This is a genomic window from Candidatus Neomarinimicrobiota bacterium (assembly GCA_022567655.1).
Lineage (GTDB): Bacteria > Fidelibacterota > SORT01 > SORT01 > SORT01 > JADFGO01.
On record JADFGO010000051.1, the window covers coordinates 1 to 16,191 of the forward strand.

General features: G+C 46.2%; 13 protein-coding genes. 9 read left to right on the forward strand and 4 right to left on the reverse strand.

Going from position 1 to position 16,191, the window contains the following annotated elements:
• Positions 1–47: 47 nt before the first annotated feature.
• From IID12_06440 to IID12_06455, 4 genes are all read right to left on the reverse strand, one after another.
• A complete protein-coding gene (locus IID12_06440; protein MCH8288727.1) occupies positions 48–1,220 on the reverse strand; it encodes an SIR2 family protein in 1,173 nt (390 codons plus the stop codon).
• Positions 1,221–1,304: 84 nt separating this feature from the next.
• A complete protein-coding gene (locus tag IID12_06445; protein MCH8288728.1) occupies positions 1,305–2,705 on the reverse strand; it encodes a class II fumarate hydratase in 1,401 nt (466 codons plus the stop codon).
• Positions 2,706–2,711: 6 nt separating this feature from the next.
• Positions 2,712–3,236, reverse strand: coding sequence for a type 1 glutamine amidotransferase (locus IID12_06450; GenBank protein MCH8288729.1), 525 nt, complete (start codon positions 3,234–3,236; stop codon positions 2,712–2,714).
• Positions 3,237–3,249: 13 nt separating this feature from the next.
• On the reverse strand, positions 3,250–5,178 hold the full coding sequence (locus IID12_06455) for an aconitate hydratase (protein MCH8288730.1): 1,929 nt from the start codon (positions 5,176–5,178) through the stop codon (positions 3,250–3,252).
• Between the two features lie 544 nt (positions 5,179–5,722).
• Between IID12_06455 and IID12_06460 the strand changes: the two genes are divergently transcribed.
• The 9 genes from IID12_06460 (at position 5,723) to IID12_06500 (ending at position 15,974) form a co-directional block, all read left to right on the forward strand.
• Positions 5,723–6,997, forward strand: coding sequence for a DUF512 domain-containing protein (locus IID12_06460; protein MCH8288731.1), 1,275 nt, complete (start codon positions 5,723–5,725; stop codon positions 6,995–6,997).
• A 9-nt stretch (positions 6,998–7,006) separates the two neighbouring features.
• Complete coding sequence (der, locus tag IID12_06465) at positions 7,007–8,329, forward strand: ribosome biogenesis GTPase Der (GenBank protein ID MCH8288732.1); 1,323 nt, start codon at positions 7,007–7,009, stop codon at positions 8,327–8,329.
• A 171-nt stretch (positions 8,330–8,500) separates the two neighbouring features.
• The gene (lepA, locus tag IID12_06470) at positions 8,501–10,300 is read left to right on the forward strand and encodes an elongation factor 4 (GenBank protein MCH8288733.1); all 1,800 of its coding nucleotides are present in this window, start codon (positions 8,501–8,503) and stop codon (positions 10,298–10,300) included.
• Positions 10,301–10,303: 3 nt separating this feature from the next.
• On the forward strand, positions 10,304–11,038 hold the full coding sequence (locus IID12_06475; GenBank protein MCH8288734.1) for a CPBP family intramembrane metalloprotease: 735 nt from the start codon (positions 10,304–10,306) through the stop codon (positions 11,036–11,038).
• Positions 11,035–11,454 carry an acyl-CoA thioesterase gene (locus IID12_06480; GenBank protein MCH8288735.1) on the forward strand — a complete coding sequence of 140 codons (420 nt, stop codon included), beginning with the start codon at positions 11,035–11,037 and terminating at the stop codon, positions 11,452–11,454. The genes IID12_06475 and IID12_06480 overlap by 4 nt, the downstream gene beginning before the upstream one ends.
• Entirely contained in the window at positions 11,451–12,449 is a 999-nt protein-coding gene (locus IID12_06485; GenBank protein MCH8288736.1) for an isocitrate/isopropylmalate dehydrogenase family protein, read from the forward strand. Before IID12_06480 ends, IID12_06485 begins: the two co-directional genes overlap by 4 nt.
• Positions 12,446–13,447, forward strand: coding sequence for an NAD-dependent isocitrate dehydrogenase (locus tag IID12_06490; protein MCH8288737.1), 1,002 nt, complete (start codon positions 12,446–12,448; stop codon positions 13,445–13,447). The genes IID12_06485 and IID12_06490 overlap by 4 nt, the downstream gene beginning before the upstream one ends.
• A 150-nt stretch (positions 13,448–13,597) precedes the next feature.
• The gene (locus IID12_06495) at positions 13,598–14,488 is read left to right on the forward strand and encodes an NAD(P)-dependent oxidoreductase (GenBank protein ID MCH8288738.1); all 891 of its coding nucleotides are present in this window, start codon (positions 13,598–13,600) and stop codon (positions 14,486–14,488) included.
• Between the two features lie 28 nt (positions 14,489–14,516).
• Entirely contained in the window at positions 14,517–15,974 is a 1,458-nt protein-coding gene (locus IID12_06500) for an NAD(P)-binding protein (protein ID MCH8288739.1), read from the forward strand.
• The last annotated feature ends 217 nt before the right edge of the window (positions 15,975–16,191 follow it).

Consider the following 16,191-nt stretch of genomic DNA (forward strand, 5'->3'; position numbering starts at 1 on the left):
AAATAAGTCCGTAAGAATATTCTTATCAATTATGGTGGCATTCCTATTTATTTCTTAATATTGGTTAAAATATACTCTTTATCCATGCCGGAAACTCCTCCATCAACGAAATGGACATTAGCATATTGAAATAAATCTGTTGTTGGTTTTTTAATATCCACTATAAATAATACTTTTCGGTCATCATTACCAAATTCTTCAATGAATTCATTGATTTTAGCGTCACCAAAACCATATCCGATAACGATTAATGTATTTGAAGATTTCAAATTATTCTCAAAATGTCCCACCATTTGCGGATAATACTTTCCCTCTACATATCTTCCTACCTTTGAGTTTACTACAGTGAGAAAATCCGGCATGTAATTAGAGGGATCATTTACATATCTCAAATTATCTTTAGTTCCTTCTTCCTTATATAAATCTATTTGAGATATCCCTCTTTTAAGCTTTATCAGATTTAAAGCATCTGCATTTTTATACCAATAGTGATCAATACTTCCATGAAGTTTGTAGAGGCAAAATTTACTAATGTATTTATTTGTGAAATGGGATAGCCTTACATAATATTTCTCATATTTATTGTATAATTTTCCGTAATATGGAGACCCTAACTCCTCAAATCCATCGTCTAACTTCCCCTGCATACAATCGGAGATGGATAGATGTTCAAGATACAGGTCATGATTTAATGAATGAAAGTGGATTTGATGTGTTTCTGCCAATAATTCTATCAAAAGGAGAAAGTTATTATATTTTGGATCGTACGGTTTAGCTAAATGACCTCTCTCAAGTTTCATTTCCAATAATTGTTTAATCAATTGGACAAAAGTCAGGTGAAACGCTTGCAATAAATTGTGAGTTGTTTCGTATTTTTCGTTAAATTCAGTTAAAAAAGCCTTGAGGTCTTCGGTGTGCTCCATTTTGTCAATATTACTTCTATAGTAATCATAAAAGGTCTCATAATGAAATTCTTCATCGTCTTTAAGGATTCCCCTGTTGTAAAATTCAAGAAATTCTTGAACAAATCTTCGCTCATTCACTTTCATACAATGGGCGTTCTGATCGGACTCTCCGTATAGAAATCTAGCGTCCCCGCTCGTATGTATGCATATTTTTGACATTTCGATACTGCCAAGCTTTTGATTCATTTCAGATGTCGTTGGATATCCTGCAGGAACAGAAAATCCAGAGCCAATTAAGAAAGATATATTATCCATTTATTTATTCGATAGTTTAATAGACTAATTACTAGAATTTAAATAGTGTTTCTTGAAGCCGAATTCTAACCACTGTTATGACAGTTACTTCTTACTAATCCCCGGCTTTGTGAGTTTCATAAGGTTAAGGACTTTTTTGATCTTGGAGTCGGACATCAGTTTTTTACTTTTTAGTATCTGACGGATCGTCTTACCCGTTTTGAACGCTTCTTTGCTTATCTCCGCCGCTTTGTCGTAACCAATGATAGGCGCGAGTGGAGTCGCGTTGGCGAGGCTGATCTCTACCAGCTCAGCCGCTCTCGCTTCGTTGACTTCGATGCCGTCAACGCATTTTTCCGCGAATGTGCGGGACGCGTTCGACAGCAGCGAGATAGACTGCAATAGGTTGTGAGCCATAACGGGCATCATAACGTTAAGTTCGAGAAGCCCGCCCTGCCCCGCATTAGTGACGGCGGCGTCGTTGCCGATGATCTGGGCAGTCACCTGCATCACCATTTCGACCATGACGGGATTGACCTTACCCGGCATGATAGACGACCCCGGCGCGACGGCGGGTAGGTCGATCTCCCCGATGCCTGTTCGGGGTCCGGAACCTATGAGCCTTATATCGTTTGCCGCCTTTGATATTCCCACAGCGGCGGATTTTATCGCTCCCGAGACTGACACAACGGCGTCTTTGGAGCCCTGCGCCTCGAAGTGATTTTTCGCCTCGATGAACTTAGCCCCTGTCTCAAGTGAGATTTTCCGTGCCATCCTTCTGCCGAATTCGGGGTGCGCGTTAATACCCGTTCCGACCGCTGTCCCCCCAATCGCCAGCTCGAGCAGATCGTTCGAGGCGTCTTTTATTCTCTTTATCCCATGATTCACCTGAGAGGCGTAACCTCCGAACTCCTGACCGAGCCGCACCGGTGTGGCGTCCTGAAGGTGAGTTCTCCCGATCTTGACTATCCTGTCGAACTTCTTCGCTTTTTTCGCGAACGAATCTTCCAATATTTTGAGCGAGGGCAACAGGTCTTCCTCAATCGACAGATAGGCGGAGAGGTGGATTGCGGCGGGGATCACATCGTTCGAAGACTGGCATAGATTCACATGGTCGTTCGGATGTACCGGGTCGCGCGAGCCGATCACACCCCCCATAATTTCTATCGCGCGGTTCGCTATCACCTCATTCGCGTTCATATTGGTGGAGGTACCGGAGCCGGTCTGAAAAATATCAAGCACGAACTGATCGTCGAGTTTCCCCTCTACGACTTCCGACGCCGCTTTGACTATCGCCCTTTTCCGTTCAGGGTCGAGAAGTTTCAGCTCGGCGTTCACTTTTGCCGCAGCTCTTTTTATCATACCGAGCGCTTGAATGAACCGTCTCGAAAACCTGATGCCGCTGATACGGAAATTCTCTACGGCTCGCTGTGTCTGAGCCCCGTAATAAGAGTCAGCCGGGACTTTCATCTCGCCCATGGAATCTTTTTCGATGCGGCTGCTCATAATTTCCTAATTTTTAGACCCCAAAAGCGTTACTATTTCCCTGCAAAAGGCAGGCAGGTCATCCGGCTTACGGGAAGTGATGAGATTTCCGTCCACTATCACTTCGCCGTCGCTCCAGTCCGCTCCCGCCGCTATCATGTCATCTTTTATCGCCACGTAAGAAGTCACTTTTTTGCCTTCAAGTATCCCCGCAGATACGAGAACCCATCCGGCATGACATATGGCAGCGACCACCTTCCCGTCGTTGAACATCGTTCTGACTAAATCCACCGCATGTTTATTCATACGAATTTTATCCGGCGCCCAACCTCCCGGTATGATAACGGCGTCGAAATCATCAGCGGAACACTCTTCCACCTGCAGGTCAACTTTGATCGGATATCCGTTCTTGCCGTGATAGATCTCCTCGCCGATACCGGCGCATTTAACTTCCGCACCCGCTTCGGTCAAACGCAGTTTAGGATACCAGACCTCTAAATCCTGATAGTCAGGACCGATGGGAATCAATACTCTTTTACCTGAAAGTTCCATACGATTCACCCTCTCAATTCCGGCTCTGTGAGCGGGTAAAGGCAAGCCTGCCGCCCGCTTTGAGTACCTGCTTTTCAAGATCGGACAAGTCGCACTTAACGCTGAACTCTATCTTTTTTGACAGATTCTTAATCCTGAAATCTTCGCCGGAGTCAAGCGTGGCGTGAATATCATTGATTTCCAGCTCATCCCCCTGCTCGATCTTATCGTTATCCTCCGGATCGATCAACAGCGGCAGGATACCGAAATTTATGAGGTTAGCCCCGTGAATCCGGGCGAAACTATTGACTATCACAGCAGTTATCCCAAGATACATCGGGGCAAGCGCCGCATGCTCGCGTGATGACCCCTGACCGTAATTACCGCCCCCTACTATGATGCCCCCGCCTGCCTCTTTGGCGCGCGCGGCGAACGTGTCATCCACATTCACGTAGACGTACTCTGAAATTGCCGGAATGTTGCTTCTCAAGGGAAGCACCTTCGCTCCCGCCGGCATTATGTGATCGGTCGTGATATTGTCTCCGACCTTCAGCAGGACTTCTCCCTTAATCGAATCCTCAAGAGGCTCTTTCACCGGAACCGGTTTGATATTAGGACCGCGCACTATCTCTATCGCTGACGGATCAGCCGAAGGCGGCACTATCCCGGAATCGTCAATCGTATAATGAGTGGGCGGTTCAATAACTATCTCCTCGGTCAGAGTCGTAGGATCGACAAACTCACCCGCTAACGCCGAAGCTGCGGCTATCTCCGGGCTCACAAGATAGATTTCGTCATTCTGCGTTCCGCTTCTGCCGGGGAAATTCCTGTTGCCCGTCCTGAGGGAGATCCCGCCGGTGGGCGGCGCCTGTCCCATCCCGATACAAAACCCGCAGGCGGATTCCAATATCCTCGAACCCGATGCGATAATAGATGCCAATCCGCCGCTTTCCGCTATCATTTGAAAAACCTGTTTGGAGCCCGGCGCAACTCCCATATCAACACCCGGACTTATCTTTTTCCCTTCGAGCATCTTGGCTACCATCATCATATCTTCGTAAGATGAATTCGTGCACGTACCGATAAGCACCTGATCGACTTTCTTACCGACAAGAGAACTTATATCGGCGATATTGTCAGGACTGCCCGGTTCCGCCACTAACGGTTCGAGGGAACTCAGGTCGATCTCGATCACATCGTCATATTCCGCATCGGAATCAGGGGATAACTCAACCCATGCATCGCCTCTGCCCTGAGCATCGAGGAACAATTTTGTATTTTCATCCGAGGGAAAGAGCGAAGTCGTCGCCCCTACTTCTGTACCCATATTGCAAATCGCGAACCGGTCTCCCGCTGAGAGCGATTTTGCTCCTTCTCCGGTGTACTCAAGTATCTTTCCAATAGCTCCCTTGACCGTCAGAATATCAAGAAGCTTAAAAATGACGTTCTTTGCGTTCACATACGGTTTGAGAGCGCCTGAGAGCTTTACTCCGATGATCTCCGGATAAGTCAGGAAGAATGGTCCGCCTCCCATAGCAACCGCCACGTCGAGTCCTCCGGCGCCCATCGCTATCATTCCGAGTCCCCCGCCCGTCGGAGTGTGAGAGTCGCTGCCAAGCAGGGTTTTCCCCGGGATTCCAAACCTCTCGCGGTGCACCTGATGGCATATTCCGTTCCCGGGTTTAGAAAAATATATCCCGTACTTCGCCGCCACCGTTTTTAAATATGCGTGGTCATCGGCGTTTCTGAAGTCTGTCTGAAGCATGTTGTGGTCAACATAACTTACCGATAATTCTGTCTCGACCTTATCAAGTCCCATAGCCTCGAACTGTAGATACGCCATAGTTCCGGTGGCGTCCTGAGTAAGAGTCTGATCGATTTTCAACCCTATTTGTGTGCCTTTTACCGGCTCCCCTTCTACTATATGCTCATTTAAAATCTTTTCCGCTAACGTAAGTCCCATACATCAGTTCCCTTCTATATAAAATCCCTTTCGGGCATCATTTTCTGTTTCTTTAAGCTGTTAAATGTAACAAACAGAGCCGAGAATTACAAGTTGAGATCCCCCTTAAAATTCACTTATTTTTGTTTATTTTATTGAGCGGTCAGGATAATCGCAAGCCCCGCCAGCGGCGTGGACTGCGCCACATATCCCATCAAAGATGGGATAGATTCCCCTCCTTACGCAAGGAGGGGAACACAAGGGGTGGTTTAATATAGGCAAATCCTTTTATTCCCCTCTATAAAGAGGGGTGGCTTCGATCGCAGGGAGAAGACGGGGTGTGTCAGAACGTAGATTGCCGCGTCGTCCCGAAACTTCGGGACTCCTCGCCAGCCCGGCAGGCTGACGGGCAATGACTATTACCCTCTCCCCTTGAGGGGAGTGTCCCGGCTGAGCCGGGACGAGGGGTGTTATCGTTTGATAACCTCTGAAACAATTTCGTTTGCTATTAGTTTGAATATTGCTTTAATTTTCCGGCTGGTTTGAAAAGAGAGATCAAGACAAAATGCTCGAGATAAAAGAGATAGAAAAGGACAGTATCGCTTCCGAAGCGGGTATAGAGGCGGGAGACAAGCTCATCAGCGTAAACGGCTGCGGCGTAAGCGATATCATCGACTATCGTTTCCTTGCAACCGACGACTCTGTCGATGTCGTCGTGAAACGCGCGAATGAGGAACTGTTATTCGAGCTCGATAAAGAGCCGGACGATGACATGGGCATCTCTTTCGTTCCGAAGCAGTACAAGTCCTGCTGCAACAAGTGCGTTTTCTGCTTCGTCGATCAACTGCCGGCGGGGATGCGACTCTCTCTCTACTTCCGTGACGGCGACTACAGGCTCTCTTTTTTACATGGTAATTTCGTTACCCTCACCAACACCTCTTGGAAAGAACTTGAACGGATAGTCCGTCAGCGGCTCAGCCCGATCTACATTTCGGTGCACGTGACCGATAAAGCCGTGCGTGAACAGATGCTCGGCATTGATTTTGACGATAAGATCCTCGAGAAGATAGGCTATCTGAATGATAACAACATCGAGATGCACTCGCAGGTTGTCCTTTGTCCGGGAATGAATGACGGCGACATCCTCGAAATGACAATCAACGACATTTATCAGTTTCGGAAAAATATGCGCTCGATGGCGGTGGTTCCGGTGGGATTGACCAAACACAGAGCCGGTCTTACCGAAATAGACCCCATCACACCGGAATACGCCCGTGAATTACTGAAAAATATCCCTGCCTGGGATGACAGTTTCCCGAGAAAAGATGGGAAACGGTTCGTTTATCTTTCGGACGAATGGTTCATCATGGGCGGTGAAACGCTCCCCGACACCGATTATTATGATGAATTCCCTCAGCTGGATAACGGCATAGGGCTTGTTCGTGATTTTCTCAACGAATTAGAAGAATCTAAAAAAACCTTTCCATCGAGGCTCGACAGTCCGAGAGAGATAACGATCCTTACCGGAACCGGAGCGGGCGGCGTTCTCCGGGATCACCTGATACCGGCTCTTGAAGGCATTGAGAACCTTAAGGTAAAATTAAATATCGCAACAAACGATTTCCTCGGAGAATCGGTCACGGTCTCCGGACTCCTTTCAGGGCAGGACATCATAAATAATCTTAAGGAAGATCCGCCGATCGGAGATGTATTTCTCCCTCCGCGTGTACTGAACACAGACGGCTATCTGCTGGACAACATGAAGCCGGAAGATATAGCCCGCGTATGCGACAGCCCGGTTCATGTTTTTGATAATAATTTCGATTCACTCTTAGGTTAGTCTGAACTCATGAAGGGCACACCGCCCATAGTATCGATAGTCGGGAGACCCAATGTCGGTAAATCCACTCTTTTTAACAGAATCATCGGAAAAAGGGATGCGATTGTTGACCCGACCGAAGGGGTAACCAGGGACAGGAAATACGCAGAAGCTACCTGGTCGGGACATAATTTTATCCTTATCGATACGGGAGGATATGACGCCCGCTCGGAAGATGTTATACTCGCTTCGGTAAAAGAGCAGGCGGAAATCGCGCTTGATGAATCCGACCTGATTCTATTTATGGTTGACGCAAGCACAGGCATAACGGTCGGCGATGACGACCTGGCGCGGCTGATGCATAAAAAATCAAAAAAGGTATTACTCGTTGCAAACAAGGCGGATAATGAAAAGAGTGAGCTGTCGGTTTTCGAGTTCCTGAAACTCGGCCTTGGTGAGCCTCTCGCAATTTCCGCAGAGTCAGGGAGAAGAACGGGAGATTTACTTGATGCGGTAATTAGTCATTTCCCTTCCAATCTCGCTGAGACCGAGAAGAGTGAAGATGAGATAAGCATCGCCGTTGTCGGAGTGCCCAATTCCGGCAAATCATCGTTTGTGAACAAACTTCTCGAAGAGGAAAGGCAGATCGTAACGGATATCCCCGGAACCACCAGAGACAGCGCGGACAGCCTGCTGATTTATAACGATCAGTCTTTTTCGTTGATAGATACGGCGGGGCTTCGGAAAAAAGCAAAAGTGAAAGATAATATCGAGTTTTACAGTACAGTTCGCGCCCGCAGGGCTATGGCGCGGTCGGACGTTGTCACCGTCATTATCGATGCCGCCCGCGGCGGCTTGCAAAACCAGGATGTAAGTGTGATAATCGAAGCGTTAGAGAAAAATAAATGCCTTGTGTGCGCAGTGAACAAATGGGACCTTATCGAAAAAGATACTCATACCCAGAAACACTGGCTCGCTGATATTCATGAGATCTTACCTCTTCTCGAATATTATCCGGTGCTGTTCATTTCCGCTCTCACCGGTCAGCGGGTGTTTAAGGTTTTGGACGTCGCAACTGAGATATATACCGAATCGCAAAAAAGAATTAAAACAAGAGACCTCAATGATTGGCTTAAAAAGCTCGTCCAGATAACCTCTCCGCCGAGCTATAGAGGAAAATTCGTGAAGCTCTCCTTCGTCAATCAAACTCAATCGGTCCCTCCGACTTTTGTCTTTTTCACTAACGAACCTGAAGGGATTAAAGACAATTATAAGAGATTCTTAGAGGCAAGCCTGCGCGCGGCCTTCGGTTTTTTCGGGGTGCCGATTTCGCTGACATTCAAGCTCAAATGAAAATTTTCATAATGTGGCGGTCAGGGCAAGCCCGCCTGGCGTCCCCGCCAGACCAAATGTCGGGCTGGAGTCGGACAGGCCCTGACTCGCAGCAGAAGGCTGATAAAATGTCTTGCATTGACTTATCAGTCAGCGTGAATTATTATATCTTGATTCACTTGAATTTAGCATATGAATGAAAATAACATAAGAAATTTCTGCATTATAGCACATATCGATCATGGAAAGTCGACGTTGGCGGACCGCTTTCTTGAGATGACCGGTACTCTCAGCGGCAAAGAAATGGTAAATCAGGTTCTGGACGATATGGATATTGAAAGGGAACGGGGAATCACCATCAAGGCACATGCCATTACAATGAAATATAAATCCCCCGATGGAAAAGAATATACGTTCAATCTTATTGACACGCCCGGACACGTAGATTTCTCATACGAGGTGAGCCGCAGTCTTGCCGCCTGTGAAGGAGCCATATTGCTTGTGGACGCTTCCCAGGGTGTTGAAGCGCAAACCGTGAGCAACGCCTATCTCGCCGTGGAAGGCGGTTTGAAGGTAATTCCCGTGATCAACAAGATAGATCTCGGAACCAAACAGATCGAAAGCGCGCATACTCAGCTGATCGAGCTTCTCGGATGCAAAGAAGAGGAGATATATTATATCAGCGCAAAGACGGGTGAAGGAGTAGCGGAAATTCTTGAAGCCGTGATTGAAAGAATTCCGCCACCTTCAGCGGACAGTTCGAAACCGCTGAGAGCTTTGATCTTTGATTCGACTTTTGACAAATACCGGGGAGCGATTGCCTATATACGGGTTTTTGACGGAAAAATCACCGAAGGCGATGCCATAAAATTCTTCTCCTCCGGCAAATCGTTGGAAGCTTCCGAGATCGGTATCCTCAGAATGAAAAGAGTCAGAAAAAAATCTCTGTCGGCGGGTGAGGTCGGATATCTGATCGCAGGGGCAAAAGACGTAAAAGATATAAAAGTAGGAGACACCGTAACCGGTTTGGAAAATCCGGCAAACGAACCGCTGCCCGGCTACAAAGAATCAAAACCGATGGTCTTCAGCGGCATATTTCCCGTTGACAGCGAGGATTTCAGCCGGCTGAGGATATCGCTTGAAAAGCTGCAATTGAACGACGCTTCGATCTCTTTCGAACCCGAAGCGTCCGAAGCGCTCGGATTCGGTTTTCGCTGTGGATACCTCGGGATGCTGCACATGGAAATTGTGCAGGAAAGGTTGTCGCGCGAGTTTGAGATAGATATAATCGCGACTGTCCCGAACGTCAGGTACCGTGTTGAATTGCAAAACGGGCAAATGATTGAAGTGGAAAATCCCGTGAAGCTTCCCCCTTCCGGAGAGATAAAAAATATCAAAGAGCCCTACATCCGCTCTGCCATCATAACTCCTTCGGAATACATCGGCGGGATCATGAAGCTCGCACAGGAAAAAAGAGGAATATACAAGACAACCGATTATCTCGATTCGAACCGCGCAGAGATAATTTACGAATTTCCGCTTATGGAAGTCCTGTTCGATTTTTATGATAGACTAAAATCCGTTAGCCGGGGTTACGCCTCTCTTGATTACGATCATATAGACTACAGAGAAGGAAAGCTGACGAGGCTCGATATTCTCATTAACGGAGACAGGATAGACGCTTTCTCCATTATAGTTCACGTTGATAAAGCCTATGATTGGGGAAGGCGCGTGACCGAAAAACTTAAGAGTATTATTCCGCGTCAAATGATTCCTGTTGCGCTTCAAGCTGCCGTAGGAGGAAAAATTATCGCCCGCGAGACGGTAAAAGCATTCAGGAAAAATGTTACCGCCAAGTGTTATGGAGGCGATATCACCCGGAAACGGAAGCTTCTTGAGAAACAAAAAGCAGGGAAAAAACGGATGAAGCAGGTTGGAAACGTAGAGGTACCTCAGGAGGCTTTCATTGCCGTATTACAGCTTGATGACTGATTAATGATTGACACGCAATTCATAGACAGGTTCAGGGAATATTCGAGAGCGACGAAATCGCCCTTCTATTCCTTCCTTTTCGTTGTTCCGTTGATGATGACTTATGAACTCGCCGCTTTCGTTCTAAATAAATCTGACATCGAGGGTCTCAGGAACGGCGCTGACGTTGTGACAAAACAGATACTGAACTTATTCGGCGTTGCCGGGTTTTATGGGTTCAGTATTTTTGTTTTAGCCATCCTTATCTGGTTGTTTATTCACGAAATGAAGGATAAGGAGTTCAATCTCCGTTACCGGTATTTATTTGTTATGCTCGGCGAAAGCTTCATATATGCGTTGGTCTTCGGGGTAGTTGTCGGAAAAATCACCAGCATCATACTTCAATTTCCCATGGCGTTGACATGGAAGCATCATTTGGTTCTCTCACTCGGAGCGGGGGTTTATGAGGAATTTCTCTTTCGAGTCGTTCTCATCACGCTGTTTGGATTGATATTCACTAAAGTTGTGGGCTTGAAGAGAGCAACTTCGATTACACTTTCTATCGTCATCTCCTCGCTTATTTTTTCGGGATTTCATTACATCGGACCCTTCGGTGAACCTTTCCTCCTCCGTACATTCACTTTCAGATTTGTAGGCGGATTGATTCTATCGATCCTGTATGTCGTGCGGGGGTTCGGTATTACAGCGTACACTCATAGTTTATACGATCTTCTGATAGTCGCGGGTATAGTCGGTTGAAATACCCATATCAATTCGAATTCCGGGTAGCGTTCCGGGACGTCGATCTGCACGGTGTACTACATCACTCCAACTATCTGTATTATTGCGAACGCAGCAGAATTGAACTTTTGCGTTCCGAGGATTTGAACTACAACAGAGTCATGGAAATGGGAATAGCGTTGATGCTGGTCGAAATTAAGTTTAAATTCATCGCCCCGGTTAAATTCGATGAAATTCTGAAGATAAACGTCGGTGCGGAGGATATAGGCAAAACCTCATTTAAAATTCGCTATTCTATTGAGGTTGAAGAAAAAAATGTTTGTGAGGGATATACTCAACATGTCTGTGTAGATCTCGATTCGGGTAAACCGAAGAAAATTCCGGAGCAGCTGAAAAATATGTTTGAACGCGTGCTGGTCGAGGAGAGTTCTTGAACCATCAGGTAACTCTGATCGAGGGGGATGGCATAGGTCCGGAGGTGATCGCTTCAGCTGTGAAAACAGTTGAATCAGCTGGAGTAGATATCACCTGGAATAAAGCGATTGCCGGTGAGAAGGCAATCGAAAAATTCAATGAAGCCATACCCCAAGAAACGATCGACACTATCAAAAAAACCAAAGTCGCCCTGAAAGGACCTGTCGCCACCCCTATAGGTGAAGGATTCCGCTCCGCAAACGTCACCCTGAGACAGAAACTGATCCTTTACGCATGCACCCGCCCGGTGGTCAACCTCCCCGGCATAGAGACCCGGTTCTCTAATGTAGACCTTGTAGTAATAAGGGAGAACACCGAAGGACTCTATTCCGGGTTGGAACATCAAATCCTGCCGGGAGTTGTGACGAGCTTGAAAGTCATATCACGTGAGGCGTGCCGCCGAATCGCTCAATATGCGTTTGACTACTGCATCCGGAACGACAGAAAAAAAGTCCTTGCAGTCCATAAAGCGTCTGTCATGAAAAAGTCCGACGGTCTATTTTTAGAGGAAGTGAGAAAAGCAGCTGAAAATTTTCCTCAAATAAAGTACGATGAAATTGCGATCGATAAACTTTCGATGAGACTTGTAACAGAACCTTCCGAGTTCGATGTGCTTGTAATGGGAAATCTGTACGGAGATATTATCAGCGACCTTTCGAGCGGGCTCATTGGAGGACTCGGCGTAGTTCCGGGAGCGAACATCGGAGAGGAATACGCCGTTTTTGAACCCGTTCACGGAACGGCGCCTGCTATTGCGGGAAGAGGTATCGCTAATCCCCTTGCGTCTATACTTTCGGCAGTGCTGATGCTCGATCATCTCGGGGAACCGAAAGCGGCTGGAAAGATCAGAAGTGCGGTTCAAAGTGTTTTAGAGGAGGGAAGTGTAAAAACAGGAGATTTGGGGGGTAAGGCAGGCACCGAAGAGTTTACCGATGCGATAATAGCCGAGCTATGAGCCGGGCCGTCACGATAATACCCGGTGATTGGGTGGGGCCGGAAATTGCCAGAGAGGTAGTCAAAATTGTCGATGCATCGGGCGCAAAGATCGATTGGGATTGGCAGGATTCGGGTGAAATAGCGATCAAAAATCACGGCACTCCCCTCCCACAGGAGCTGCTGGACTCTGTTGAAAGAAACCGACTTGCTTTAAAGGGTATTATAGACATTCCGCTCGGTGCTCCGTACGAGCCTCCCGTTGTCGCTCTTCGGAAAATATTCGATCTGTACGCCAATCTTCGGCCCTGCAGGAATTTTCCCGGTATCCCGAGCAGGTATTCCGATATAGATATCTTGGTCATCAGGGAGAATACACAGGGCGAATATTCCGGTATAGAACACAACGTCTCCCCCGATATCGTTGAGATGATGAAAGTCGTTACCGAAGATGCGTCGAGGCGGATTGCTCGATTCGCTTTCGAGTACGCTAAGGAGAATGGCAGGAAAAAGATTACCACCGCTCATAAAGCCAATATCATGAAGCTCTCGGACGGCTTGTTCCTGAGGATTGCCTGTGAAACAGCGGAAGAATATCCTGAGATCGAACATGAAACCCAAATTATAGACGCTTGCTGCATGAATCTCGTGATGAACCCTAATAACTTTGACGTATTATTGATGGGAAATCTTTACGGGGATATAGTCTCCGACCTGATAACCGGAATGGTGGGAGGCATCAGCGGCGTTTACGGAGTTAATATCGGCGATGATATCAGAGTATTTGAATCGATGCATGGGAAAGCGCCTGAAAAGGTCCGTTCCAACGAGGCAAGTCCGCTTCCTCTGCTCACCTCAGCCATAGCGATGCTTGAATACATAAATGAAAAGGAGGCTTCCGAGCGTATAAGCGCTGCGGTTTCAAAAAATCTGCTTGCAGGATTGAAGCCTGCTAACCTCGGAGGTGATCTTTCGCTATCAGATTTTACAAACTTGATCATAGAAAGTTTCGAGAGCTGATTCACGATAATCAGAGGGAGATATATCCTTGCTCCCGACAGTTTGTGAGTTTATATTCAATGCCTGCGTTTAGATAAAGTTAGGGTAAGGTAAAAGAAAAACCAGCGATTGAAGGCGAGTAAAAAAATATTGATATTGGGGTGCGGCGGAATGCTGGGCGAGGCGTTCTACAACACTTTCAGAGAAAATTATGAGATCAGAGCGACAGACATAGATGTCAATGAACCCTGGTTATCGAATTTGGACGTCAGAGATTACGAAGCGGTCAGAAGTGAGAGCGAAGAATTTATGCCGGATTACATATTTAATCTCGCTGCGCTTACCGACCTTGAATTTTGCGAAAATAATCCCCGTGAAACATATTTAACGAACACAGTCGGCGCTGAAAACGGCGCACTTATATCGGAGGAATTAGGCATCCCATACGTGTTCATCTCGACGGCGGGGATATTTGACGGAAAGCAGGCAACATACGACGATTACGATCAACCATTTCCCCTAAGCATCTATGGAAAATCGAAATATTATGCCGAGCTTGCGATTAAAGATATATGCTCCGAATATTTTATATTTCGCGCCGGATGGATGATGGGAGGCGCCCGGAAAGACAAGAAATTCGTGCATAAGATCATCAAACAGTTAGAAGCTGGCGAAAAAGAACTGCACGTCGTGACCGATTTGAAGGGATCTCCGACGTATACATACGATTTCGCACGGAACATTTCGAAGATGATCTCAACGAACTTCTATGGGTTATATAACATGACATGTGAGGGAGGACCTACCCGCTACGATGTAGCCCGGGAGATGCTGATGATTCTCGGTTTAAGCAGCGAGATAACGCTTACCGAAGTCGACTCAAACTACTTTATAAAGGAATATTTTGCACCAAGACCTGAATCCGAGGTACTTGAAAACTTAAAGCTGAAACTCAGAAACCTCGATGAAATGAGAGCGTGGAATGTAAGTCTTAAGGAATATTTAAAGAAAGATTGGTCACATATCATGAAGGTTAACATCAAATCTAATGCCGTTGTTTAGTCCTCGGGGACGGCAATGAAAGAAAATCGTGAAAGAAACATATGATTATATAGTTGTCGGCGCCGGCGTTGCCGGACTCTCTTTTGCCCATGAAGTCGCTAAAAACGGTAAAAGCGTCCTCATACTCGAAAAAGATAAACAGATCGGCGGCTTATCTCAAACGCTTGAGTATAAAGGCTTCCGGTTCGATTACTGCGCTCACAGGTTTCATACGGCGGACAACCAGCTGCTGAATGAGGTAAGATCAATAGTCGGACCTACATTTAAAAGGCATATCAAAAAAAGCAGAATTTATATGTTCGGCAGTTATCTCAAATACCCTTTCGAGCTTCAAAATTTGCTTCGGGCTATGAAGCCCACTCAAGCTATCAAAGCGATATTTTCATTCGGGATAAATTTCACTGTCCGACAAATCCGGGCTCTTCTAAAGATTGAGAAAACTAAATTCAAGAATTATCAGGATTGGTTTAGCTATTATTTTGGGAAAACACTGTATCTCATCATGTGCGAACCGTATACAACCAAAATATGGAAGACTAATCCCGACGAAATTTCCGCCGACTGGGCTGACCAGCGTTTTCAGGGGATAAAGCTAACGGAGCTTGCTAAGAGAGTCGTTAAAAAACTCCTGAAACTTGATTTCTCATCATATTCGCTCGAGGACGACAGCTTGGCTCCGGACGGGGGCGAATTTTATTACGGCGAGAGGGGAGCACAGGAGATTCCTGACGGATACGTGCGCGCGCTGAATAAACTCGATGCGGAGATTTTAACTAAGGTAAATATAGAAAAAATAAACGAAGAGTCGAAAGAGATAGAATTCGTGATAAAAGGAGACAACGGAAGCATACTCAGTGCTTCTGCGAAAGAGTCAATTGTCAGCACTATCCCGTTGCATGATTGTTACGGTTACCTCGAGCGCAGCGACGATGATGTAAATTCAAGTCTTGAGAGTTTGAAGTACATGGATATTATCTTTGTCTATCTCCTCCTGAACAAACCGCAGGTGAGCAACGATCACTGGCTTTACTTCCCCGATGAAGATATAATTTTTAACAGGTCGGTTGAATTTACAAATTGGTCGAAAAAGATGTCACCTGAGGGTAAAACAGCTCTATGCCTTGACATAACTTGTTTTGAAGGAGACGAAACATGGGAGAAAGATAATAAATCTCTCGTCAAAGAATGCATCGAATCGGCAAACAAGGTCGGATTGATCGATGCGGACGAAGTTGAAGATACGCTGGTTATCAGAGTCAAGGATGCTTATCCCTTTTACGATCTCGATTATAAAGATAAATTAATGAAAGTCGTGCAATTCTTAGAAGGCGAAAATGTGATTCACTGCCTTGGCAGAACGGGAATATTCAGATATAACAACTCGGACGGTTCAATCGAGATGGGGATAGAATTAGCCAGAAAGCTATTGAAAAACGAATCCGGGGTTACCTCTCTGGATTATGAAGTAAAAGAGGTCACCTATTAGTAAATTTTTCATTATGAAGAAAACAGGTAATAAGCTCGTTCCATTCCTAAATTGATTTTAGTCAAACTATTTACGACTAGACTTTTCAGCCTGAAACAGGTCTTTATTTACACTTCCGTATTCGCGGCAGGTGTAATTCTCATCAATGTGACAGCAAAGTTATTTTCGTTATTCATTGAATTCGGTTTTTTTGCTTACTGGCCCTTCGGAATATTCG